The sequence below is a fragment of the Microseira wollei NIES-4236 genome (assembly GCF_020521235.1).
GTDB lineage: Bacteria > Cyanobacteriota > Cyanobacteriia > Cyanobacteriales > Aerosakkonemataceae > Microseira > Microseira wollei.
The window spans coordinates 25,283-46,893 of record NZ_BLAY01000054.1 but is presented as its reverse complement, the minus strand read 5'-3'; the positions used below and the strand labels follow the sequence as shown (position 1 = coordinate 46,893).

The 21,611-nt window shown below is 45.0% G+C and carries 25 protein-coding genes and 6 pseudogenes; 18 read left to right on the top strand and 13 right to left on the bottom strand.

Annotated elements, in window-relative coordinates; all coding sequences use genetic code 11:
* The first annotated feature begins 14 nt into the window (after positions 1-14).
* The 5 genes and pseudogenes from MiSe_RS18885 to MiSe_RS18865 form a co-directional block, all read left to right on the top strand.
* Complete coding sequence (locus tag MiSe_RS18885; RefSeq protein ID WP_226583532.1) at positions 15-605, top strand: TetR family transcriptional regulator C-terminal domain-containing protein; 591 nt, start codon at positions 15-17, stop codon at positions 603-605.
* 64 nt (positions 606-669) lie between these two features.
* Entirely contained in the window at positions 670-1,335 is a 666-nt protein-coding gene (locus tag MiSe_RS18880) for a glutathione S-transferase family protein (protein ID WP_226583529.1), read from the top strand.
* Between the two features lie 23 nt (positions 1,336-1,358).
* Positions 1,359-2,012 (top strand): Rieske (2Fe-2S) protein, encoded by a 654-nt coding sequence (locus MiSe_RS18875; protein WP_226583527.1) that lies wholly within the window; start codon positions 1,359-1,361, stop codon positions 2,010-2,012.
* A 45-nt stretch (positions 2,013-2,057) separates the two neighbouring features.
* Entirely contained in the window at positions 2,058-2,312 is a 255-nt protein-coding gene (locus tag MiSe_RS18870) for a hypothetical protein (RefSeq protein WP_226583552.1), read from the top strand.
* 15 nt (positions 2,313-2,327) lie between these two features.
* A pseudogene (locus MiSe_RS18865) lies at positions 2,328-2,960 on the top strand (N-formylglutamate amidohydrolase); the annotation flags it as partial.
* 51 nt (positions 2,961-3,011) lie between these two features.
* Here the strand turns inward: MiSe_RS18865 and MiSe_RS18860 are convergent.
* A complete protein-coding gene (locus tag MiSe_RS18860; protein WP_226583524.1) occupies positions 3,012-3,608 on the bottom strand; it encodes a DUF2087 domain-containing protein in 597 nt (198 codons plus the stop codon).
* A gap of 298 nt (positions 3,609-3,906) precedes the next feature.
* Between MiSe_RS18860 and MiSe_RS18855 the strand changes: the two genes are divergently transcribed.
* Both MiSe_RS18855 and MiSe_RS18850 read left to right on the top strand, forming a co-directional pair.
* Positions 3,907-4,407, top strand: coding sequence for a GNAT family N-acetyltransferase (locus MiSe_RS18855; protein WP_226583507.1), 501 nt, complete (start codon positions 3,907-3,909; stop codon positions 4,405-4,407).
* A gap of 202 nt (positions 4,408-4,609) precedes the next feature.
* Positions 4,610-5,161 (top strand): GrpB family protein, encoded by a 552-nt coding sequence (locus MiSe_RS18850; protein WP_226583505.1) that lies wholly within the window; start codon positions 4,610-4,612, stop codon positions 5,159-5,161.
* A gap of 130 nt (positions 5,162-5,291) precedes the next feature.
* Here the strand turns inward: MiSe_RS18850 and MiSe_RS18845 are convergent, their stop codons facing one another.
* The 3 genes from MiSe_RS18845 to MiSe_RS18835 all read right to left on the bottom strand — a co-directional run bounded on the left by MiSe_RS18845 (position 5,292) and on the right by MiSe_RS18835 (position 7,014).
* Complete coding sequence (locus tag MiSe_RS18845; RefSeq protein WP_226583502.1) at positions 5,292-5,495, bottom strand: hypothetical protein; 204 nt, start codon at positions 5,493-5,495, stop codon at positions 5,292-5,294.
* Positions 5,496-5,523: 28 nt separating this feature from the next.
* The gene (locus MiSe_RS18840) at positions 5,524-6,066 is read right to left on the bottom strand and encodes a P-loop NTPase family protein (RefSeq protein WP_226583498.1); all 543 of its coding nucleotides are present in this window, start codon (positions 6,064-6,066) and stop codon (positions 5,524-5,526) included.
* 345 nt (positions 6,067-6,411) lie between these two features.
* Positions 6,412-7,014 carry a TetR/AcrR family transcriptional regulator gene (locus MiSe_RS18835; protein WP_226583495.1) on the bottom strand — a complete coding sequence of 201 codons (603 nt, stop codon included), beginning with the start codon at positions 7,012-7,014 and terminating at the stop codon, positions 6,412-6,414.
* Positions 7,015-7,084: 70 nt separating this feature from the next.
* Between MiSe_RS18835 and MiSe_RS18830 the strand changes: the two are divergent.
* The 5 genes and pseudogenes from MiSe_RS18830 to MiSe_RS18810 all read left to right on the top strand — a co-directional run.
* Positions 7,085-7,594 (top strand): annotated as a pseudogene (locus MiSe_RS18830) (amidase); the annotation flags it as partial.
* Positions 7,595-7,821: 227 nt separating this feature from the next.
* Positions 7,822-9,030, top strand: a complete 1,209-nt coding sequence (locus MiSe_RS18825; RefSeq protein ID WP_226583489.1) for an RNA-guided endonuclease InsQ/TnpB family protein — start codon at positions 7,822-7,824, stop codon at positions 9,028-9,030.
* On the top strand, positions 8,999-10,018 hold the full coding sequence (locus MiSe_RS18820) for an amidase (RefSeq protein ID WP_307731463.1): 1,020 nt from the start codon (positions 8,999-9,001) through the stop codon (positions 10,016-10,018). The genes MiSe_RS18825 and MiSe_RS18820 overlap by 32 nt, the downstream gene beginning before the upstream one ends.
* 313 nt (positions 10,019-10,331) lie before the next feature.
* Positions 10,332-10,985: a Cap15 family cyclic dinucleotide receptor domain-containing protein gene (locus MiSe_RS18815; RefSeq protein ID WP_226583486.1), complete on the top strand. Its 654-nt coding sequence runs from the start codon at positions 10,332-10,334 to the stop codon at positions 10,983-10,985.
* 130 nt (positions 10,986-11,115) lie between these two features.
* Complete coding sequence (locus MiSe_RS18810; protein ID WP_226583483.1) at positions 11,116-11,994, top strand: nucleotidyltransferase domain-containing protein; 879 nt, start codon at positions 11,116-11,118, stop codon at positions 11,992-11,994.
* 237 nt (positions 11,995-12,231) lie between these two features.
* Here MiSe_RS18810 and MiSe_RS18805 read toward each other — a convergent pair whose 3' ends face one another.
* Together MiSe_RS18805 and MiSe_RS18800 are read right to left on the bottom strand one after the other, a co-directional pair.
* Positions 12,232-12,819: a YdeI/OmpD-associated family protein gene (locus MiSe_RS18805; protein ID WP_226583467.1), complete on the bottom strand. Its 588-nt coding sequence runs from the start codon at positions 12,817-12,819 to the stop codon at positions 12,232-12,234.
* Between the two features lie 9 nt (positions 12,820-12,828).
* Entirely contained in the window at positions 12,829-13,677 is an 849-nt protein-coding gene (locus tag MiSe_RS18800) for an AraC family transcriptional regulator (RefSeq protein ID WP_226583464.1), read from the bottom strand.
* Between the two features lie 386 nt (positions 13,678-14,063).
* Between MiSe_RS18800 and MiSe_RS18795 the strand changes: the two genes are divergently transcribed.
* Positions 14,064-14,654: an O-methyltransferase gene (locus MiSe_RS18795; RefSeq protein ID WP_226583461.1), complete on the top strand. Its 591-nt coding sequence runs from the start codon at positions 14,064-14,066 to the stop codon at positions 14,652-14,654.
* A gap of 89 nt (positions 14,655-14,743) precedes the next feature.
* Here MiSe_RS18795 and MiSe_RS18790 read toward each other — a convergent pair whose 3' ends face one another.
* A complete protein-coding gene (locus tag MiSe_RS18790; protein ID WP_226583458.1) occupies positions 14,744-15,049 on the bottom strand; it encodes a PEP-CTERM sorting domain-containing protein in 306 nt (101 codons plus the stop codon).
* An 81-nt stretch (positions 15,050-15,130) separates the two neighbouring features.
* Entirely contained in the window at positions 15,131-15,490 is a 360-nt protein-coding gene (locus MiSe_RS18785) for a CpcT/CpeT family chromophore lyase (protein WP_226583456.1), read from the bottom strand.
* 84 nt (positions 15,491-15,574) lie between these two features.
* Here MiSe_RS18785 and MiSe_RS18780 point away from each other — a divergent pair.
* The 5 genes and pseudogenes from MiSe_RS18780 to MiSe_RS18760 form a co-directional block, all read left to right on the top strand.
* Positions 15,575-15,724, top strand: a pseudogene (locus MiSe_RS18780) (zinc ribbon domain-containing protein); the annotation flags it as partial.
* Between the two features lie 415 nt (positions 15,725-16,139).
* The gene (locus tag MiSe_RS18775; protein WP_226583453.1) at positions 16,140-16,580 is read left to right on the top strand and encodes a hypothetical protein; all 441 of its coding nucleotides are present in this window, start codon (positions 16,140-16,142) and stop codon (positions 16,578-16,580) included.
* Positions 16,581-16,882: 302 nt separating this feature from the next.
* A pseudogene (locus MiSe_RS18770) lies at positions 16,883-17,035 on the top strand (helix-turn-helix domain-containing protein); the annotation flags it as partial.
* A 36-nt stretch (positions 17,036-17,071) separates the two neighbouring features.
* Positions 17,072-17,353 carry a hypothetical protein gene (locus tag MiSe_RS18765; protein WP_226583448.1) on the top strand — a complete coding sequence of 94 codons (282 nt, stop codon included), beginning with the start codon at positions 17,072-17,074 and terminating at the stop codon, positions 17,351-17,353.
* Entirely contained in the window at positions 17,350-17,793 is a 444-nt protein-coding gene (locus MiSe_RS18760) for a type II toxin-antitoxin system VapC family toxin (protein WP_226583445.1), read from the top strand. Before MiSe_RS18765 ends, MiSe_RS18760 begins: the two co-directional genes overlap by 4 nt.
* Before the next feature lie 386 nt (positions 17,794-18,179).
* On the opposite strand, the gene MiSe_RS18755 is transcribed toward MiSe_RS18760, so the two are convergent.
* The 5 genes and pseudogenes from MiSe_RS18755 to MiSe_RS18735 form a co-directional block, all read right to left on the bottom strand.
* Positions 18,180-18,872 carry a type 1 glutamine amidotransferase domain-containing protein gene (locus tag MiSe_RS18755; RefSeq protein ID WP_226583442.1) on the bottom strand — a complete coding sequence of 231 codons (693 nt, stop codon included), beginning with the start codon at positions 18,870-18,872 and terminating at the stop codon, positions 18,180-18,182.
* A gap of 70 nt (positions 18,873-18,942) precedes the next feature.
* A pseudogene (locus tag MiSe_RS18750) lies at positions 18,943-19,290 on the bottom strand (ion channel); the annotation flags it as partial.
* A gap of 147 nt (positions 19,291-19,437) precedes the next feature.
* Positions 19,438-19,899: pseudogene (locus MiSe_RS18745) on the bottom strand (potassium channel protein); the annotation flags it as partial.
* Positions 19,900-19,919: 20 nt separating this feature from the next.
* Complete coding sequence (locus MiSe_RS18740) at positions 19,920-21,197, bottom strand: DUF389 domain-containing protein (RefSeq protein ID WP_226583434.1); 1,278 nt, start codon at positions 21,195-21,197, stop codon at positions 19,920-19,922.
* 80 nt (positions 21,198-21,277) lie between these two features.
* Complete coding sequence (locus MiSe_RS18735; RefSeq protein ID WP_226583431.1) at positions 21,278-21,601, bottom strand: hypothetical protein; 324 nt, start codon at positions 21,599-21,601, stop codon at positions 21,278-21,280.
* Between the last annotated feature and the right edge of the window lie 10 nt (positions 21,602-21,611).

Sequence of the window (21,611 nt, the reverse complement as noted above, 5' to 3'; positions counted from 1 at the left end):
GATCGGTTTTATCCATGTCCAAAGCCAGCGATACCAGAGCATACATCATTATGAAGGCAGCGGAACTCTTCAACCAAAAGGGATTCGCCGGATCTTCGATGGCGGATGTGATGAAAGCAACCGGGCTACAGAAGGGCGGGATCTACAACCATTTTCAGAGTAAGGAGGAACTGGCAATTGCGTCTTTCGACTATGCTGTCGATCTGCTCCATCAGCGTTATCGGCAAGTGCTGCGCTCGTCGCCCAATAGCATCTCTCGGCTGTTAGCCTTCATTGATGCCTTCTGCGAAATCTACGACGATCCACCCCTCAAAGGTGGTTGTCCGATTATGAACGCGGCGATCGAGCAGGATAGTCATCAGGCGGCTCTCCACGAGCGCGCGATCGCAGCAATGAATCAATGGCGCGATTTTCTATGTAAGATAGTCGCTCGCGGTATCGATCGTGGTGAAATCTCTCCCCGCGTCCATCCCGATGAGATCGCCACCCTGACGATCGGCACTCTAGAAGGAGGTCTGATGCTCAGTCAGCTTTACGGCGATCGCATCTATCTTCAGCGCTCTGCCGAACACCTGCGGCAGTATTTCCAGCAGTTGTCCAATTAACATCCCATTTTTTTTTGAATAAAAAAAGACCGATTGGTCTGTGCAGAATTCAAGGAGAAATTCCATGCTCACCTTTTTCTACCACCCACTCTCTCCCATTGCTCGCCGCGTCTGGATCTGCCTGTTAGAAAAACAGATTCCCTTTGAACCTAAAATCGTTCAACTTCAGCAGAAAGAGCAGTTTGAGCCAGAATTCCTTGCCCTCAATCCCTTTCATCACGTTCCAGTTATTGTCGATCGCGATGTCAAGCTCATTGAGTCGATCGCGATTCTCGATTACTTAGATCGCGCCTATCCCACACCACCGATGAGCCTCGACAATCCAGCCGCCTTGGGCAAAATGCGGATGGTGCAAATGGCGATCGTTAACGAATTAATGCCCACTTTTCCGGCGATCGTTGTCGCCGAAGGGCAACGTTCCCCAGCGCATCCTAAAGCCCAAACCTTAACCACAGCCTTGACGTTTTTACAGGCACAACTAGGCGATCGCCATTATTTTGGTGGCGAAGCGATCGATCTGGCAGACTGCGTTGCCGGAGCAACATTACCCCTGCTACGACGGCTAGGAGTCGATTTTAGCGACTATCCCCAGCTAGAACAGTGGATGGATCGTCTGTGCGATCGCCCGAGTTGGCAACAAACAGAACCCTCAGCCGATGACTTTGATCGCTGGCGGCGGTGGATACAATTAATGGTGAAGAGGAGCGATTTCCTCACAAGAACCGTTTAGTTCATCCTGGAGAGATTGACTCTATGGAACCCATCCTTCCTGGTGCGCCTTGGTTGATCGCGCACCGTTCCATGCTGGGAATTAATAGACCCCACAAAATCGCGCTCAATGGTCAAGATTACGTGCTGTGGCAGAGCATGGATGGGGAAGTCCACGCCCTAAATAATGTTTGCCCTCATATGCAAGCTGCTTTATCAGAAGGTTGGATTTGCGAAGAACGGAATACTATCGTTTGCCCGTTTCATGCACTGGAATTTGATGGAAGTGGTAGGCTTCATCAAGCAGGTAAGCCGAGTATCCAAGCGATCGCTGAACCTCTGGAATTAATCGTGACAGGCGATCTGATTTGGACATACGGTGGCTTTGAACCTCGTCTGCCGATTCCAGACTTACATCAACGCATTGCTGCGGAGTACGATTTCATTGGTATAACTGCTGAGAAAAGCATTCAACGCGACTTTCTTAGCAGCCTGCTGATCAACTACGACCACAATCATCAAAATGGAACGCATCGAGAAATGTTCAGGGTGAAATCCTGTCGCGCTGAGTTTGTTGAGCAGGATGGAATTTATGCCAAAGTAGCTCAAACGGTTGAAGTTGCAGACTATACACCAGAGGAAATCGCAGCTAATCCAACACTTGGTACGTTTCCAAAAGTGATGCAAAATTTCCTATAGTACGTCTTTCCGTCTTCTCAGTTCTTCTGTCTAAATACCCCAGATATTCAAACTTATCAAGGGCATATCCTTTATCCCGAAGCAGAGAATCGAACTAAAACTTTCATTGTCTTGTATGCAAAATTTAAGACTCCTGAGCTGAAAGCAATACTAAAAGATTCTTTACTAGAGACTGCGGCGGTTGTCGTGGCTCAAGATACCCGCTGCCTGGAGAGCCTGTACCCTCGTCAACAACCCAAAATTCGACTCCCAAATGAGGAAATTATGTTTGACGCTGAAAAGCTTTATCGCGATTGGTAGCATAACCAGGATTGGCATCTCGATAAGTTGTATGATTTTCTTCCCAATCTAGGAATTACAGTTCTACAAGCTGTGTTTAGTCGCTACGTTGTAGACCTCAATCGCCCCGTTCAAGAGCCATTATTTGGTGATTTTTGGAGAGCGGCGTTTGATGCACCGCTCTACCGAATTTCCCTATCTCAAGAACAAATTGAATATCGAATTCAGCAGTTTTACCATCCATACCATCAGCAACTAGAAAGGCTTTTAAATCAGATGATTGACCGATTTGGTTGAGTTTACTTGTTAGACCTACACAGTTTTATGGGGCTAATTGTTGAGGATGTTTGCTTGGGCAATGTCAACGGGCGAAGTTGTTCCGAATTTTTGATTTCTACAGTTGAGTCTGCCTTTTCATCAAAAGGCTATCAAGTCGTTCGTAACAAAGTTTTTAACGGGGGTTATATTACACGACATTACGGGCAGATGCCCCAAGTCGAGGTTTTACAGATTGAGATTCGATACCCGACTTACTTAAAGCCAACACAACTCGATCGAGATTATGTTCCAGGTTGGAATGTGGCGGAGTTCGAGCGGGCAAAATTTAACTTTGAGGCTATATTCAGTAAAATCGCAGCTTCATGTGCGGATAATTTGACAGCAAGCTAATAACTTAAATTTGATATACTCACCGCCCTAAAAGTGCGGTGATTCGCTTCATTAATTGAAATTTCCCACCTCGCTCAACCATTCCGTTTCAGGTAAACGGCGATAAACATCGCGATCGCGCGTCATCAGCTGATACCCAATAAACTCGCGTCGCAGGGTGGCGCAGTCCTCATGGTGTCGCTTCAGTATGGTATTGACTTCTTTCTCAGAATAGTCGCGATCGCACTCAAACTTTTCTACCAGCCATTTCAACAACACAAACCGTTTTTTGCGGCTGACGGGAATGCTGGTAATGCGATCGCCTACGATAAAGGACTGCAATACCGTTGTTTCCCAATTCTTTGGCTCCACATCCTGGGCTAGGGTTTGCATCTGCTCTGGGGTGAGTACGTTTCGACTGAGATGTTGCAGTTGCTCTAGGTTGAGGCGATAAAGATGCGTATTACCCTGCGGACTGAGGCTGACCAGGTTGAGAGCTTTCAGCTTGGCTAGATGGTGGGAGACTGTCGGAGGCTTCAGATCTAACAATGCAGCCAACTCTTCCACACTACACTCGCGCTGAGCCAGAACCCCCAACAGCTTGAGCCGACTCTCGTTGCTTAGAGCTTTGAAAAAATCCAGTAGGGTTTGCAGATTTTGAGATGACATAGAGCTAATTAGATGAGTCTCTAATTAGAAGTATATCAAATTAGTTTGGCGATCGCCCATGCTTCCTCAATCGGGTTGGTGCGTGCGATCGTTTAGCATAGGGAGCGGAAAAGCTGCACGGGGTAGTCTATCAAACTTGTAACTAACGCAAGTTGCTAGTTATAAACAAGGGCGTTGCTAATTGCTAATTGCTAATTGCTAATTGCTAATTGCTAATCTTGGATTTTTACCAATTTCGCCATTAGCCATTAGCCATTAGCCGCTCCCAGAGAGATAACTAGCAACTTGAGTTAACTATATGGATGTATTCGTTCGAGAAGCTCAACCAGATGATGCGGCAGCGATTATCAACATCTTGAATCCCATCATCAAAACTGGATCGTACACGGCACTGACAACCCCGTTTTCGCTCGAGGCTGAACGAGCATTTATTTTGAACTTCCCCCAGCAAGGTATCTTTCATGTCGCCGTCTGTCGCCAGGAACAAAGAATTGTAGGATGTCAGAACGTAGAGCCATTTGCTACCTATACACCTGCATTCAATCATGTAGGAGTAATTGGCACCTTTGTCGATCTTGACTATCGACGAAAAGGTGTAGGTAAAAGTTTGTTCGCAGCGACGTTTGAGGCGGCTCGCTGTAAAGGATACGAGAAGCTGTTTGCTTATGTTCGTGCGGACAATCCGGCAGCATTAGCAGCTTATATGAGCCAGGGATTTCAGGAAATTGGCATAGCGCGAAGACATGCTAAGATCGACGGAGCGTATGTGGATGAAGTTATGATCGAACGATTTTTGTAATTGAGATGGCGCTCGCAGGAGATAAAAACAATCTAATTTAAACAAAGTATCGGTGGTAATCAAGTATTCCTATTGCGAATTTGCGCGAGCGCGACAAGCAAAGCATCCAATATCACTTTAAAACTGGCTCATTTCCATTCCACTCAAATTGAACTCAAAACCATAAGTTGGGCGAGATTGAACTTTTCGCCATGCAACACTAATGATACCAAAGAGAAAAATTGAAGTTGTCGAATACAGTGCGATCTGGGCGCAATCGTTTAGCGAAATAAGCCTTATCATCGCTGAATGTCTTGGCAATTCGATCTTGAAAATTGAACATGTAGGTAGCACCTCGGTTCCCGGTCTAGCTGCAAAACCAATAATTGATTTAGACGTGGTAGTTCCTGCGCGCCAAGTTCTTCCTGATGTGATTCATCATCTTGCAATATTAGGCTACGAACATGAAGGGGATCTGGGTATTGCTGGAAGAGAGGCGTTTCGACGGGTAGGAGAAGATGTACCGTATTGTGAAGCTAGAAAGACGTGGATAAATCACCATCTTTATGTTTGTGAAGCTCATAGTCGAGAACTTGCCAGACATATTACTTTTCGAGATTTTCTGAGAGCTAATCCAGAGCGAGCTTTAGCTTATGGATATTTGAAACAACGACTTGCCGCTCAATTTCCGCACGATATAGATTTGTATATTCAAGGTAAGCAAAAATTCATAGAAGAAAGTCTTCAGCAAGCGGGTTGGGTTGAGCGATCGTGAGTCAGAAACCGGGTTTCTTCGTCGATCTCTAATATGATGTCCGGAAAATCACCCATAATATAAATCGATGTGCATTATGGATGATATCGTGTCCGATCCTATGACCAAGCATCAGTTCGTAGTCAGGACTTTAGTCCTTATCCATCATCCTCTTAAAAACTTCAGTTTTTACTACAAACATTTTTTTATTACGGGCAATTGACCGGACACCATTTAATTTCAAAGCGACGATTTTGCACATAAATCCGGTTTCTTTGCGTAAAGTCCTGTTGTTAAATTGGTCAGCTATAGCAACAGCTAAGGCAGTTAGGAAGTTCTTAATTGGTAAAACCATTGATAAAACGCCCTTCTTCCCCTAGTCCCTAGTTCCTAGTATCTTCAACGTTAGCCTGGTTTTCAATTAATTCAATAAATTGCGAAATCTGTTGAGGCGATCTGATGTGATAAACGCTTTTTGTACTTTCAGCTGGCTTGATATACTCGCGATATCTTGGGGTCAAATATTTGTGACATAGCCAAAGCACGCGGTAGCTACTCAGCGAACTCTCCAAGATTGGACTATTTTCGGGCCAGCCTTCTGGCGGTTTAAAGTGACCTACAATCAGTCGTTTAGTCACCCACCAGAAATGTACAAATAACGGTAGATCGACAAAAACTAAACTATCCGCCTCATCAAGTCGCAGCCAGAGGGTTTCCATGCAACCGAACCCGTCAATAATCCATCGGTCAGTATCCAGAATTTTCTGATGGGTGCGCTTATATTCTTCGTGTGGAACCTCAGCACCTCCCGGTCGATATTGAATTTTGTCTAAGATGTGAAGTGGCAAACCTGTGATTTCTGATAATCTTTTACTTAAAGTTGATTTACCGCCTCCAGCATTGCCAAATACTGCTACTTTTTTCATGGCTATTCTCCTTTTCAGGGAGTATGTAATTAAATATTAACCCAAGTTGCTAGTTATGAGGTTAAGCATTTTCGCTCCCCCTCGCATCCCCCTTAAAAAGGGGGACTTTGAATCCGAATCCGGTTCCCCCCTTAAAAAGGGGGACTTTGAATCCGAATCCGGTTCCCCCCGCTGTTTTGGGGGGTTATATCATGTCCGCGAGAGATCAGTTGTGTATAGTTGATTGTGCGAAAAAGCGTTTTTTCTCCCCCATCCCCTTTGCTCCCCCATCCCCTTTGCTCTCCAAACGCAACCGATGCAACCGGACACGATATTAGGGGGGATCGCAACCTACAATATTTATAACTAGCAACTTGCGTTATTACCATTCCGAATATATTCGATCGCTACCAGCAACGCATCCAACATCACTTCAAAACTGGCATCGGTCGAACGAGCGAGCGTCATTAAGTCTGACTGTTCTTTAATAATAAATCCGTAAATTGCAGCATTCACCATTCGCATCACATCAATTAAGGCATCGTTACTTAAATCGTAAAGTTGCAATGAGGCTTGGAAAAAACGCAAGGATGCTTGAATCAGTTCCGCTTCTTCAGGATCGGTGGGGCGCATTTGATAGTTTGAGATCGCTCTAAACCGGGCGGGATGCGATCGCGCAAAGTTTCGGGTTGCTTGTGCGCCGACTCGCAGCAAGGTTTTAGAGTCAGTTAAATTTGCGGTGTGCCGTTGGAGATCGGTTAAATAGTCTCGCCAAATTCGCAGCGCGACGGCGCGTTGTAGCCCCGCGTTACCATCCAAATGCTTATAGATCGCCGGAGGCTTAATGCCCAATTCCCTCGCCACCCGATTCACCCCCAAAGCTGTCTCCCCCTCTCGATCGAGACAGGCGATCGCCGCCTCAATTACGTCTTGCTGCGTCAGCGAGTTTTCTTTCGTCGGACGACCCATAAAGTATTTAGTTAACTATATTAACTAAAAACGACTATAATTTACACTAACCTTCTTTGGGTGGTGGCGCATGACGAATCTGACAATTGCCTCGGCGCATCAGCTTGCTGGGATGATTCGCGATCGCGAAGTTTCTGCGGTGGAAGTTCTCGATGCAAATCTTGCTCAAATCGCTCAACATAATTCGCAGCTCAATGCCATTTGCACATTGGATGAAAACAACGCCCGCACCAGAGCTAAACAAGCCGATGAAGCGCTAGCTAGAGGAGAAAACTGGGGTGCTTTGCATGGGGTTCCCGTCACAATTAAAGACATCTATGAAACGGCTTCCCTTCGCACAACCGCAGGTTACATTCCCCTCAAAGACTACATTCCTCAACAAGATGCCACGGCTGTTGCAAGGCTGCGGGCAGCAGGTGCCGTTATTCTCGGCAAAACGAATATGGCGGAATTGGCGGGAGATTACCAAAGTACTAATTCACTTTTCCCGCGAGTGAATAATCCTTGGAATCTGGACTATACAGCAGGCGGAAGTTCTGGGGGAAGTGCGGCGGCAGTTGCGGCTTTCCTTTCACCTTTAGCTCAAGCGTGCCGTAGCCCCACGCTCTAATCTTTGATTGAGCGTGGGATGAATGCGAGTGAGCCCTTGGAGTGCAGGTTGACCAATGCTGAAGGAACTGAAAGCTTGGGAAATCTGCAACGACGAAACGAACAAATCTCTTACCAACGAAGCGAATTTTCTGGAATTGGGAACTTTCCGACCGGATTTGTTATCATGGTTATAGAAGCGTGATAAGGGTCGCTCTCGTGTTGAAGGCAGTCAAAGTCAGAATTTATCCAACTGATGCCCAGAAAATCCATCTAGCACAAGCTTTCGGGTGTGTGCGATGGGTGTGGAATCAGTCTCTTGCTGTAATGTCAGCAACTTACAAAGAGACGGGTAAAGGCATTTCTGCTCTCAGCATGAAGAAACAGATCCCAGTCTGGAAGCAAGAGCATGAATGGCTAAAAGAATGCTATTCCCAATGCTTGCAGCAATCGGTACTGAATCTGTCTGGTGCGTTTATTAACTTCTTTGACGGTCGGGCGCAATATCCTACTTTCAAATCTCGCTATGGTCGGCAGTCGATCCAGTATCCTCAGAACGTCAAGGTTTTGAGCGATTCTGCAATCAAATTCCCTGGCAATCTGGGAACGGTGAAGGCGAAAATTCATCGCGATTGTGTTGGGAAGCTGAAGACTGTTACCGTATCGAAACTGCCTGATGGTCGTTACTATGCGTCTCTATTGCTGGATGATGAAACCGCTAAACCAGATCCAAGCAGTGAAGGTAAAGCGGTTGGGATTGACTTGGGATTGATTGATTTTGCCGTGACTTCTGACGGCTCCAAGTTCAACAATCCGAAACATCTCAAAAAGCACGATCGCAACCTAAAACGGAAGCAGCGTAAGCTATCCAGAAAGAAGGAATTGACGACAAACAAACGGCGTAAAGCAAAAGTTGCACTCGCCAAAGTGCATGTCTTAATTTCAAGAGTGAGAGAAGACTTCCTGCACAAGCTATCCCGCAAGATAGTGAACGAGAACCAAGTGATTGTGGTGGAAGATCTAGCGGTGAAAAACATGGTCAAGAACCATAACCTAGCCAAATCAATTTCTGATGCGGGCTGGGGGATGTTCCAAACCATGCTGAAGTACAAAGCAGAGCAAGATGGCAAAATCTACCTCGAAATTGGGCGATTTTTTCCGTCATCACACCTCTGTAATGTGACACTGCTACCGATTCCAAAGATGGATCTCTCGGTGCGTTCTTTCCTCTGTCCTCATTGCAACTTGCATCATGACAGAGACGTTAACGCAGCAATAAATATCCGAAATGAAGGCTTGCGGATCTTGGCGTTGGGAACCAGCGCTACTGCCCTTGGAGGCAATGTAAGACCAAAGCGGTTTGGGCGTAAGTCTACGACTGCGGAGGCGGTTGCTGATGAATTGGGAAGCCTACACTGTATGCGGTAGCATCAGTGTAGGTAGTTCACATATTGGCAATGACTTAGGGGGTTCGGTGCGTCAACCTGCCCACTTTTGTGGAGTATACGGTTTGAAACCGACCGATCGCCGCATCTCTACAGCTGGACAAATTCCAGAAACCCCAGGAATGCCTTACTGTTTGCGGCAAATGATGACGGTGGGATGTTTTGCCCGATCGATTGAAGATATTCGCCTCTGTTTTTCCTTAATCGCAGGTGCCGATCCTCGCCGTCCCGATGTTCCGCCTATTCCCCTGGACACGGCGTCTGGTAAGACTTTAGAGGATCTCAAAATTGCCTGGATTGATGAGTGGGCAGAAGTACCTGTCGATCCGGAAATTCGAGTTGCAATGGGTGCGATCGCGCAAAAATTAGCTCAAACGGGGATGCAGATCGAACGTTGGCTGCCCAAGGATTTCGATCTATCGATGATTTGGACGCTCTACGGGCGCATGGCGGCATATATTAACAACTATGCCCAACCCAAAGATCGCTACAACATACGGCGCAGCCTGACGTTACTCTGGCGCACAGCCACTCAAGGCGACAAGAAACTCCGAGAATTGGCAAATTTTAGCCGCTTTTTACCCGAATTTATCAATCCCAGTTTGAGGGGTTATTTCGAGACATTGACGCAACGCGATCGCTTCACGGCTCAAATTGACGCAGCATTGGAACCGTGGGATGTTTGGCTCATGCCTGTGGCGGCAACTCCTGCGTTTACCCATCGTCCCGCTTGGAGTGCGATTGATATTGCAGGCAAGTCTTACCCCCATGGCCTTGCCAATGGCGCTTACACGATGCCGTTTAATTTGAGCGGTCATCCTGCGGTGGTGATTCCGATTGGACAAACTCAGGCTGGATTACCGATCGGATTGCAAATTGTAGGCAAGCGTTGGCGAGAGATGGAATTGTTAGCGATCGCGCAAGAACTTGACAAAGTAGTTGGCAATTTCCAGCATCCACCGGGGTATTGAAAACGCAACTCAATTTATTTCAAAGCTGAGTGTTGCCTTCCTCCCAGTCTTGGCGATTCTGACTCAGGCAAGTACATTCACCGAAATCGTGCCGTAGCCATTTTACTGCTAAGCGAAGCTATATATTAACTAAAGCAAAGGTATGTACGGTTATCACTATATTTTATATAGTACATAAATACTGTTCAGGTGTTAAAATAGGGTACAGATTTTTTCTATAGTGTCAATTTATCAAATATTGCACTATATAAAGATCCATCTACAAGTTCTAAAGAGCGTACCTCATAAAGAATAAGATCGAGGCAAGCTTTTCATGCACACTTACGCAACAGACGCTTCAGAGCGAGAATCCACTCCTATTTGGTTGGCATTTATTGCTGTGGTTGCTGCTCTAAGTTTGAGTTCTGCTTTAAAGATTATGAAATTAGAGGTTCCTTGGTGGGTTGATGCACCTTCCGTAATGGGATTTTACGGCTTGATTTACCAGTGGTTTGACAAATGTCTATGGTTTCAAAAATTTTCTTTTGTTTCATTTTCCGCGATTCCAAATCTTCAAGGAACTTGGGTGGGAACAATCCATTCGTCTTACGGCAGTGGTACAGATGTGCCAAATGTTGTCTTATATATCCGTCAAACATGGACGCACATAAATGTGCGATTGGTTACTCATAATTCGAGTTCTTATTCGATTATGGCAGCCGTTAATACGTATGAATCTTCTGAACCTTGCTTGAAGTACGAGTACATGAATGAGCCGTCTGCTTTAAGTGTAAATACGATGAATGCTCATAGAGGAACAGCTAATTTACAACTTTCCTCAGATGGAAATGAATTAGCAGGAGACTACTTTACTGGGCGTGGTAGACAAAATCTTGGAACTATGGAGTTTAAGCTTATCTCTCGTAAATACTTGAAACGGGCAGACGCTATAAATAGGGCAGCACCTCTCTTAAGGCCAAAACCTTAGCACTAGGTAATTTAAAATAAGGCACAAAACTATTACTATATAAGATTTTTGTGCATTGCATTAGATAGTTCAGCATAACAAGTACAAAATCAACTTAATTCTTTGTTAATTCTCAATTAAACAGTGTAGTATGCCTATCTCTGAATCTCAACTTCAAACATGGTCTAATCAAGGGGCAGTTGTATCAGCTAAACTGACTCATGAATCTATTAGAAATGCCTTAGCAGCTTATAACTGGTCTTCTGGCATTACCTATGACACTTATCTGCAAGGCTCATATCGAAATTCAACAAATATTCGTGGCGATAGTGATGTAGATCTTGTAGTTGAACTTACCTCTGTTTTCTACTCAAATCTTTCTGAGCGGGAGAAAAGTAAACTAGGGATAACACCTGCTGCTTATGGTTGGTCTGAGTTTCGCCAAGAGGTCATTAATGCTCTATCCAGTTACTATGGCTCTCAATATGTTGACAAGTCAGGTAGTAAATCGATTAAGCTACTGCCTAATAGTGGACGGCTCAAGGCAGATGTAGTTGTAGCAGTAAAGTATAAACACTATGAAAACATGAGGTTAGTAGCAGAGGGCATGACCTTTTGGACGCTTTCTGGATCGCATCAGATCTATAACTTCCCAAAGTTGCATTATGAAAACGGCACAAACAAAAACTCACAACAACAGACAAAAGGCTTATACAAGCCCAACGTCAGAGTATTTAAGAATGCCCGAAATCGAATTATTGAGACAAATACTCTTTTGTCAGGGCGCTTTCCATCTTATTTTATTGAATGTCTTCTCTTTAATGTTCCCAACAGTAAATTTAGTACCAGCTATCAGTCAACATTTGTTAATTCTATAAATTGGCTAAATACTCAACTATATAACGATGGTTGGCAAGGATTTTTATGTCAAAACAAAATGAATTATCTATTTGGCAATTCAACAGTTCAATGGAACGTTATTGATGCTCGTGAATATGTATCAAGATTAGTAGCGATGTGGAATAATTAGTGGTTTAGCCAGCAGTCAAACAACCTCATGATCTCACTGTAATTGTGGTAACGTAACACGGTAACGATATTATATTAGTAATTAATCAAGTCTATCAATCTAAACTCAAAGTCTTGGGATTTGAAGTGCAGCGTGGTTTTTATGATAAGTTAGCTGCTCTAGCGGTTGATAGTAATTCCCAGATAACAAGTATGCTGCCAATCCCAACACAAAGTGACGTAATTTCTTTTAGAGCTATCACGATCGCAGTAATGGATTTTTGTTTTGAGCCGCTGCGATCGCGGTTTTCTCAATTCTCAGTAACCTTGTCTCTGGACGTTTAGCACTTTGAATCCAAAACAGGATATTTTTTTTAATTGTGTTGCTGAATGACTCAAAGTTTCTGTTTGCAGCATCATCTGTTTCTAAAGCTTTTTTTAAGTCTACTGGAACGACGAGTGCTTCAACCTCATCTAAACTCGTCCAGGAACCATCTTGTTTTGCCACTGCAATTTTTGCTAACCCGGCCTCGGTCATCTTTCCCTGGTTAATCAATTCTTCGACATACTGCTTGTTTAATTTTGACCACACACTTTTTGGCTTTCGAGGCGTGAAGATTTGTCGATAACGCTCTTCATCCAGGGATTGGATTTTGCTGTCAATCCAACCAAAGCAGAGTGCTTCTTGGACGGCTTCGCTGTATTGCACGCTGGGTTTTCCACTTTTGATTTTGTAATAGACTAGCCAAACTCCGATCGCGTCTTGATGGTTTTGTTCTAACCATCGTCGCCAGTGATTGCGATCGCTGGCATAAACGATGTCAAGTTGGTGTTCAAATTTGGGCATATTGTTCTATCAGGCACACTCTCGGAACTGCTTTGGAGTCATCCCAATTGCTTTACGAAACTGCGCCGTAAAATGGCTTTGATTGGAAAATCCAACCTGATAGGCGACTTCTGCTACCGTCAGCCGCGCTACCGAAAGCAAAATTTTGGCGCGTTCGATCCGGCGCTGCATAATATAACGATGGGGTGATTCTCCAGTCGCAGCTTTGAAAGCGCGAGCAAAGTGAAACTGACTCATGGGAATTTGGGCGGCTAGGGTAGCGATCGCTAACTCTTGAGCCAAATGTTCTTCTATATAATCCTTCAGTTGCTTGAGTTTCAAACCATCTCGATGACCCGCTTCAACCGTCGGCTTAACTAAGACTCTGGTATGGTTTCTGAGCAAATGAACGGCTAATAAATTTCGCAACGACTCCACATATAGATTACCAGCCAGCCCTCCATTCAGAACCTCGGCTTTCAACAATTGCGCCACATGCAGAATAGTTGGATCTTGAAAGATGACTCGATGCTCGATTTCCGTCGTTGAGGATAACCCGTTCTCTGTGGCGATAGTCTGTAACAAAGCCGGATCGAGTGCCAAATTTATATACTCACTTGGTTTTACCCGACGATGCCAAACAAACTCTCGTTGCCCATATACAAATACACTACCAGCCGGTAAGCTTGTACTTTGACGCTGACCACCATCCACTGACCAGGTAACCTGCTCGTGCGGTGCAAAGGCAACACTTAAAACGTGCTTAGGCATGGCAAAATCAAATTCCCCCACGGCATCAAGCCGACCATACTCGACTGTCAAACCATCCCACTCACGTCTCAAAATCGCTGCGGTTTGCTTGGTTTTGGGAAACAGCATAAAGATTTGGGGCAGGAATATTTACCCTTGTTAATTTATATACTACCAAATAATCAGATCCCTTCCGTTTACATACTCACACTAAACCGCAGGTGGGCTTCTGCGGCTGGTGGGCAGATGAAAGCAAGATTGTTTGTACAATCTCTATAGTATGACTAGATTTTGCATAGAGCAATCCGAGCAAGAATGAATTAGTCTAATTAACGCAAGTTGCTAGTTATAAACAAGGGCGTTGCTAATTGCTAATTGCTAATTGCTAATTGCTAATTGCTAATTGCTAATCTTGGATTTTTACCAATTTCGCCATTAGCCATTAGCCATTAGCCGCTCCCAGAGAGATAACTAGCAACTTGAGTTAATTAGCAGTGCATGGAAAGATTCAAGCGATGAATGATAAAGAGCATCTCCAGGCTCCACCTGTTCTCAATCAGATTTTGTCTGCAACGGTAGCAGCAGGCTTCCAAATGGCATCTGAGCCACAAACAGGTTCCCTCCTCAGAACCTTGGCTGCAAGCAAACCGTCAGGATGTTTTCTAGAATTGGGGACAGGTACAAGAATTTCCACAGCCTGGTTGCTGGATGGGATGGATGAAGAATCCCAGCTGCTCACAGTAGAAAATGATAGTCTTATCGCATCGATCGCTCAGAAGTATTTAGCGCAAGATCGACGAGTCAGTTTTCATACTGAAGATGCAGGCGTTTTTATGGAGCGTCTTATAGCGCAGAACCAAAAATTTGATCTAATCTTTGCGGATACCTGGATAGGAAAATACACTTGCCTTGAAGACTCACTGAGTCTCCTCAAACTCGGTGGCTTGTATGTGATTGACGACATGCTGCCCCAAAAAAACTGGATTGAAGGTCATGAGTCTAATGTCTTGACATTGATAGTAGACCTGGAGAACAGGCAGAATTTGAGCGTCACCAAATTGGCTTGGGCGAGTGGAATTGTTATAGCGACAAAGAAAAAATCATAGGTTCTGGTGTTTGTGTTACAGAATCACCCAAAGCGAGTTGTTGAAAGCTAGGGTGCGTTAACGCAGTGTAACGCACCTTCACCGCTGATTCAACAATTGCTTAAAACTTTCTCCTTAGCTGTGGATTTCTGTTGCAGTTTTCTGGAGAATGATACACCAGCCAGACCTATACCCAGAGCGAGAAGTCCTAAAGTAGAGGATGGTTCGGGGATAGAACTAATTCGAAGAAATTCGATGGGAGTGCTGACAAGTATATCGCCTCTGGCATTGAAGATGGTATCTAATGAGAAAATGTCGTTTTCCAAGATGCTGAAGTTAGAAACTACTTTACCACCAGCAAAAGTAGGACAGCCATTGGGGGCGTTACTTCCTACGTAGCGAAGGGGTTCCCACATTAATTGAATGTCACAGCTAATTGTGGCTATGTTGTTAATGTTAATCACCCGCTGCGGCTGTGGAAGATTGCACAGTCCGCGTCAAATATCGCTGTTGACGAAACTACGAACGCTTAGCCCGACTGTGGAATTATTTGGACTAAAAGAATAGAAGCGCAGGCGCTCAAAAGCAGTACTTTGCTGTTCCAGATAGATGTTTTCAACTCCAGCACCTGGTGTTCCACCAGCCAGTTGCACATTACAATTTGTCATACTGATAAATGGCACAGCAGGGTTGCTTGCCACCTGTTGACCATTGTTGAATAAGCCGGTAAACCACCTCGCTACCTCCTGAACCTGAGTCTGTATGGGTGGTGCAGCAAGGGTAGCAGCACGACTTTGTTGGGGAAATATTAAAGTTGCCAGTAAGACTGTGAGAGTGTAAGCTCTTAGTTTATTCATAACTCAATGCCTCAACCTGAGCGGAAAATGTCTACCAACGTAGAAAAACTATAACATGATTGCTGTTTGGGTTGCTCATATGTGATGCAGAAGCACAAACTAGCCAAATCTATCCATCAAGTTGGTTGGGGTATGTTTTGTACCATGCTGAAATATAAGGCAGAAATGTCAGGGAAGATTTATCAAGAAGTAGATAGATTTTTCCCTAGCTCAAAAACCTGTCATGTATGCCTTTTATTCTACTGAAACTTTCGGTATAACCCTGGGATTTATGTCAATGGTGGCTTAGGGTAACAACAAAGGCAATCTGCTTTCTCATGAAGCCCGTTCGCTTTCTGATTTCAGTAATTCGCGCATTCATTTTGGTATTTTCCCCAAGCTTTATGGCAATTTACTTTCTGATTTTGCCCGTTGGCTTTCTCATTTCAGTAATTCGCGCATATATTTTGGTGTTTGACGCAAGCGAAACGGCAGTTTGCTTTCTCAGTTTACCCTTTGGCTTTCTAATTTCAGTAATTGCCGCAAGCATCACAACTATCGCTATGTAGCAAAAGCCATGCAAAATATAGCGATATTTGCTCAGGTTGATCGATACAGAGGTTTTTTACCGTAGAGACTATTAACCCTATTGAATGGCAAATTACCTATTATGGCTCGTCGAAAAAGAACCTCTCAAGTTTTAGAAAAAGCTGTGCGTCGTCTGGCTAGCATAAGTTCGATTGACCCCAATTTAGATTTAGGCAACTCACTCACCCTTGCTGAATTCTCAACCCTAATCGAAACCATGCAAACCAAAGAAAATGCATACAACACCGCCCTTTCAACCCTGGATAAACTCTACCGTGAAATGCTCCAAACCGAGCGCGAGTTGGCAGATATGGCAGAACACATGCTATTGGGTGTAGCTACCCGCTATGGCAAAAGCAGCGTCGAGTATGGCATGGCAGGAGGAGTACCCAAAAACCAGCGCCGCAAGAGACTGCGAGGCGAGTCGCCAACCCCCAGTTCTGAGCAAGTAATCGCCACTGGGAATGATAACCGCAGCACCAACGGCAACAAAAATGGCAACAAAGCCGCCGCAACACGTTAGTAGCATGTAGTAGCATGTAGGGTGCGTTATCAGCGGTGTACGGCACCGTCACCGTTGAATAAAGACTAGCTCTCCCGTACTGAGGTTGATAAATTTATATCAGGACTTAGGCAAAGAAACTTTGGTGATCCAAAAAATCCTGGGTTTGGGAACGAGAAATCAAGGTCGAAACCGGGTTTCTGGCAACGCCCTTGCGTAAGTCCTGTATATGTAGGTTGAGCATAGCGTTACCCAACCTTCTCCGGGCTAACAAGTTGGGTTTCGTCCCTCATGCCAACCTACAACTTACCAGCATTAGTTAACAATCTGTGGAACGGGCAAAGCAATTGTTGAAAGAGGAAGAGAGAGCGATCGTAGATATTGCTTTAGAGTGTGGATTTGCCAATCAAACCCATTTGAATAAACACTTGCGCAAATTTACGGGGATGACTCCCAAAGCCTACCGTCAGCGTTGATTTACAATTAAGCTGGATAGCCAGGAGGTAACAGTAATGACCATTCAACTTAATCTGAAGCCAGAAATGGAAGCCCATTTGATAGCCCAAGCTACTGCAAAAGGTATCTCTGTAGAGCAATATCTCGAATCTTGGATTGAAACTAACTTAACACCTGAAATAGAGCGATCGCTACCCCAAACAGAAACCACACAAGAGTGGGTTGAGCTACTAGAAGCATTTTGCAACAATCCTGCTCTGGCAAATGTTCCACCTCTATCAGACGAAGCCATTAGCCGCGAAAGCATCTATCGCGAACGGGAAGATAGCCAGCTATGAGCTATTTGGTTGATCCGAATTTCCTGCTGCGTTTGGCTCAGAGTACCAGTCCATTACAGCAATATGCTCGTAATGCCTACTCAACATTGCGATCGCCAGGTGAAACACTGACCATTGTGCCGCAAAATATTGTTGAGTTCTGGGCAGTTGCTACTAGACCTGTCAATGTCAACGGGTTAGGGTTATCGATCGATCTCGCATCTGGCGAAATAACTCAGATGAAACAGCTATTTGTGCTTCAACCCGACACCCCAGAAATCTTGCCGATATGGGAGCAACTTGTTATCGCTCATCAGGTGATGGGTAAACAAGTTCACGATACACGACTGGTGGCTGCAATGGTCGTTCATCAAATCACCCATCTGCTCACCTTCAATACCGATGATTTCCAACGATTCACTGAAATTACCACAGTCGATCCTCGTCAGATTTCAGGCTGAATATCATAGGAGGTTAAACGATGCATGTGCGATCGCAGTTCAATCATTCCCAATGAGCTATTCACCTATCAAAAGACTTGGAAGCAAGATCTGCTAAGTCACCGCTGATTCAATAATTGCTGAATCTCATACCAAATCCGCTTCCATGACCCCCTTTTTAAATGAACCGCCATAGGCGCGAAGCGCGACTTCCCGTAGGGTAGACGCCATAGACGCTTTCAGAGGCGCACTCGTTGAGTAGAACGCCAAGAAGAAGATTATAGGGGTTGTCGAGCCGGATTTGATATCAGCTCATTCTGCTTCATCATCCTCTGCATCGCGACCAATAAAAAAAGCCGCATTCCAAGGTGGAACCTTGGAACGAGCGATCCATTTGAGCCTAAGTTCTAAATTTTATCTCGCTTTAATGCCGCAATCAGTAAGTCAGCAACAGCACCGCCAGATGCTGGATTTTGACCAGTGACGATCCTCGTATCTTCAACAGCAAAAGCAGCCCAAGGTTCATCGGCTTTTTTGTAAATAGCTCCTCGCGCTAATAATTCGGTTTCCGTCAAGAAAGGAACAAAGTCATCCAGTCCGGCAAGTTTTTCTTCTTCATTTGAAAAACCAGTTACTTCTTTGTCTTTAACCAGCAGCCTTCCATCTGACAATTTGATATTAAGCAAGCCTACGGCACCATGACATACCGAAGAGACAAACCCACCATTTTCATAAATTTTTTGGCTGATAGACTGTAGTGCCTCGTTCTCAGGGAAATCCCATATTACACCATGACCACCAGCATAGTAGATCGCAACGTAATCATCCGGATTAACCTCGCTTGGTTTTAGCGTAGTCCCAAGACGATTCATAAATTCTTTCTTCTGATACCACTCCCAATCAGTTGGATCTGCCATCGCCAGACTGTGTGGGTCAATCGGTGTATATCCGCCTAGAGGACTGACATAGTCAACTTTATAGCCAGCCTCTTCGACTTTCTTGACAAAATGGACAGCTTCTCCCAGCCACAATCCGGTAGCCCGGTTCATGTTTGGATATTTTTCAATGCTGGTTAGAACAACAAGTATTTTCTGGCACATGATGTCACCTCACTGTTTTGCTCTGGGCTGATTGTAGTCACCGCTGATTCAAGAGAAGTGTAACGCACCGTCACCGCTGATTCAACAATTGCTGAATTTCAGCCCGCAAAGCAGCGATTTCACTTTGAAGTGCTGCAATTGATTTTGCTCCTGCTAATTCTGCTGCGTCATCCTCTGCATCGCGACCAATAAAAAACGTCGCAATAGTAGCAGTAACATAACCAAAAACCGCAAAAGCATAGAGTGCCAAAACAAGGCAAAGTATGCGACCTTCAGGCGTTTTGGGCCAATATTCCGAACCCATTGTCATCATCAGCATTGCCGTCCACCATAAGGCAGTGCCGTAATTATTTAACCCAGAGGAACCATCGGCAACATCTTTTTCAAATGCATACATTCCCGCTGCACCTACCAAGGTAATAACTCAAGTTGCTAGTTATAAAATTCGGTCTTGCTAATTGCTAATTGCTAATTGATCGTGGGCATATTTTTGAGTTCTACCAGCCATTAGCTATTAGCCATTAGCTGTTAGCAGCCCTAATAAAGATAACTAGCAACTTGCGTTAATAATTATCGTTAGTGCTACGACATAACCAAATCCGCGACGGCTAACACTCGCAGCTAATGCCCGCATCCCTCGATTAGTACCAGTCATGACTCGCAACAGCTGCAAACTTCGCACAGCCCTTGTTGTTTTGAAGGCTCGCACAACTTGTACAATCCGAAAGGTACGCAAAGCAGGCAACAGCAAAGAAAAAGCGGTGAGCCAATGGCTTTTGATATAGGAAATCTTGCGGGGAGCCAAGGCGAATTTAACTATAAAATCTGCAATAAAGATAACCCAAATAGTAGTGCTAACGACTTCTAGCAGCGGGTTTAATCCCCAAATTAATTCAATAATAAATAGGGCTAGCCACACAAATGCCAGCACCAGCATCGGAGTTTCCAGCCAATCTTCTAGCTGTTGTAAAATCTCGTTGCGCTCTTGTTCTAAGGCTTGTTTTTCGGCAAGGTTTGGGTTGGTCATATTTTACGCGATCGCAAATCTCATCTACCAGGCTCCAACACAGTTACATCAATCAACGGTGTCACATTAAACCCTTGCTCTTTTAAGCGCTTTTGAACTGCACTCTTAATCCGGTTACTAATCTCTTCATCCGATTGCTTAACACCCGGTTTACGCTGGACATAAACGACGCTAAGTAGGGTATTTTGTCCTGGAATATTGCGCCGAGTAAACCGCACATTCGACTCCACTAATTGTGCTAAACCAACTTGCTCGACCGCGTTTTCAACTGCTGCATTAGCTTGTTGGGCGCGGCTAGAACGTTCTAGATTAGGAGAATTAGAAAACTGCCAGGTTAAAAGACCGATTAGTGCTATAACGGTAATCGCAAGCGCAGAACGGGTCACCCATTTTTGACCGCGTTGATAGCGAGTTCCTTGAGTGGATAATCCATAAATTCGGAATAATAAAGCAGCGGATAAATTTATACCGCCTAATTGCAGCAAAAGCAAAAACAGCGCATCGATTACCAAATCCCACCTGCCAAGCGCAGTCCCCATGCCGACAATACCCGCCGGAGGAGCCAAAGATGCCGCAACTAACATCCCAGCAGCTGCCCCAGATACCAGACTACTGCGCTCTGACTGTACCAAATTCAGCGCCCCAGCAGCCCCAGCAGTTAACGGTAAAAGCACCGCTACCGCTGAAACCGGGCTGCTATCGAGCATCAGACTCGTAGGGATTTCTTGCCGCAGTATCAGGCTCAGTAAACAAGTTGTCGCAATTGTGACAGCAAATGCCGCAAAATAACGGAGAAGACTGCGACCTAAGAGGATGCGATCGCCTCGTGGGGTAGCAATGGCTGTATTCATCGCCGGACCTGCAAAAGGCGCAATCAGCATCGCCGCTACCAGCAGGTAACTTGTATTCGTATACAACCCAATCCAGACCACAAAACCTGCAACGACTGCATACCCCAAAAACCCGCGCCAAGAGCCAACACTTTGCAACCCGGAGAGAAAAATTTCAATCGGACTGCGTTCCTCAACATTGGTGACTTGCTGCGGTGCTTCGTTTGCGGGGGGTTTTAATGCTATTACGCCCGTAGGAAGCAGGGTAATGTGTAATGAGGGCAAGTCTTGCAACTCTGCCAAAAGCTTCTCGACCTGTCGGTTAGAAACGTGGACAATTGCTAAGTCGATTGGCTGATGGCTACCTTTTGCCTCAAATAGTGCCACGTTAGCGGCATTGTGAGACTTAGCGATATCGAGAACCGTTTGTCCGCAACCGGGTGGCACTTCGATAATTAGCTGACGCATATCGCCCTCCTGCCGCTACAGCGGATTTCAGTCGGATCGGGTAAACCTTCGTTTGTGTAGCGGCACCCTTAAGGGTGCCGCTACACAAACGAAGCCTTAAGGCTGTACCTTACAAAGAGTGCAATCAGCTGTAAGGTTCGCGGATTTTTGCAGCCAAGTCTCCTAACTAAGGGAATATTTTGCGGACTTAGGCAAAGAAACCGGGTTTCTAGGAAAAATCGTCTGCGAAAAAACCCGGTTTCTGGGATCTTCTTGCGTAATATCATGTCCTTAAGATTACCCATAATCATCAGCCGGGACACGGCATTATTAACGTTATCTGTTTGTCCGAGATATCTATGATGCCGTGTCCCTACGCAACGACGCGGTGGAATTTTTTTAATTATCGGCAATTGAACGGACATCTTATAAATC

Excerpts from the sequence above, each read along its gene's own strand:
- MiSe_RS18885 (WP_226583532.1), top strand. The coding sequence starts at position 15 with ATGTCCAAAGCCAGCGATACCAGAGCATACATCATTATGAAGGCAGCG.
- MiSe_RS18880 (WP_226583529.1), top strand. The coding sequence starts at position 670 with ATGCTCACCTTTTTCTACCACCCACTCTCTCCCATTGCTCGCCGCGTC.
- MiSe_RS18875 (WP_226583527.1), top strand. The coding sequence starts at position 1,359 with ATGGAACCCATCCTTCCTGGTGCGCCTTGGTTGATCGCGCACCGTTCC.
- MiSe_RS18860 (WP_226583524.1), bottom strand. The coding sequence starts at position 3,608 with ATGTCATCTCAAAATCTGCAAACCCTACTGGATTTTTTCAAAGCTCTA.
- MiSe_RS18855 (WP_226583507.1), top strand. The coding sequence starts at position 3,907 with ATGGATGTATTCGTTCGAGAAGCTCAACCAGATGATGCGGCAGCGATT.
- MiSe_RS18850 (WP_226583505.1), top strand. The coding sequence starts at position 4,610 with ATGATACCAAAGAGAAAAATTGAAGTTGTCGAATACAGTGCGATCTGG.
- MiSe_RS18845 (WP_226583502.1), bottom strand. The coding sequence starts at position 5,495 with ATGGTTTTACCAATTAAGAACTTCCTAACTGCCTTAGCTGTTGCTATA.
- MiSe_RS18840 (WP_226583498.1), bottom strand. The coding sequence starts at position 6,066 with ATGAAAAAAGTAGCAGTATTTGGCAATGCTGGAGGCGGTAAATCAACT.
- MiSe_RS18835 (WP_226583495.1), bottom strand. The coding sequence starts at position 7,014 with ATGGGTCGTCCGACGAAAGAAAACTCGCTGACGCAGCAAGACGTAATT.
- MiSe_RS18820 (WP_307731463.1), top strand. The coding sequence starts at position 8,999 with ATGAATTGGGAAGCCTACACTGTATGCGGTAGCATCAGTGTAGGTAGT.
- MiSe_RS18815 (WP_226583486.1), top strand. The coding sequence starts at position 10,332 with ATGCACACTTACGCAACAGACGCTTCAGAGCGAGAATCCACTCCTATT.
- MiSe_RS18810 (WP_226583483.1), top strand. The coding sequence starts at position 11,116 with ATGCCTATCTCTGAATCTCAACTTCAAACATGGTCTAATCAAGGGGCA.
- MiSe_RS18805 (WP_226583467.1), bottom strand. The coding sequence starts at position 12,819 with ATGCCCAAATTTGAACACCAACTTGACATCGTTTATGCCAGCGATCGC.
- MiSe_RS18800 (WP_226583464.1), bottom strand. The coding sequence starts at position 13,677 with ATGCTGTTTCCCAAAACCAAGCAAACCGCAGCGATTTTGAGACGTGAG.
- MiSe_RS18795 (WP_226583461.1), top strand. The coding sequence starts at position 14,064 with ATGAATGATAAAGAGCATCTCCAGGCTCCACCTGTTCTCAATCAGATT.
- MiSe_RS18790 (WP_226583458.1), bottom strand. The coding sequence starts at position 15,049 with ATGTGGGAACCCCTTCGCTACGTAGGAAGTAACGCCCCCAATGGCTGT.
- MiSe_RS18785 (WP_226583456.1), bottom strand. The coding sequence starts at position 15,490 with ATGAATAAACTAAGAGCTTACACTCTCACAGTCTTACTGGCAACTTTA.
- MiSe_RS18775 (WP_226583453.1), top strand. The coding sequence starts at position 16,140 with ATGGCTCGTCGAAAAAGAACCTCTCAAGTTTTAGAAAAAGCTGTGCGT.
- MiSe_RS18765 (WP_226583448.1), top strand. The coding sequence starts at position 17,072 with ATGACCATTCAACTTAATCTGAAGCCAGAAATGGAAGCCCATTTGATA.
- MiSe_RS18760 (WP_226583445.1), top strand. The coding sequence starts at position 17,350 with ATGAGCTATTTGGTTGATCCGAATTTCCTGCTGCGTTTGGCTCAGAGT.
- MiSe_RS18755 (WP_226583442.1), bottom strand. The coding sequence starts at position 18,872 with ATGTGCCAGAAAATACTTGTTGTTCTAACCAGCATTGAAAAATATCCA.
- MiSe_RS18740 (WP_226583434.1), bottom strand. The coding sequence starts at position 21,197 with ATGCGTCAGCTAATTATCGAAGTGCCACCCGGTTGCGGACAAACGGTT.
- MiSe_RS18735 (WP_226583431.1), bottom strand. The coding sequence starts at position 21,601 with ATGTCCGTTCAATTGCCGATAATTAAAAAAATTCCACCGCGTCGTTGC.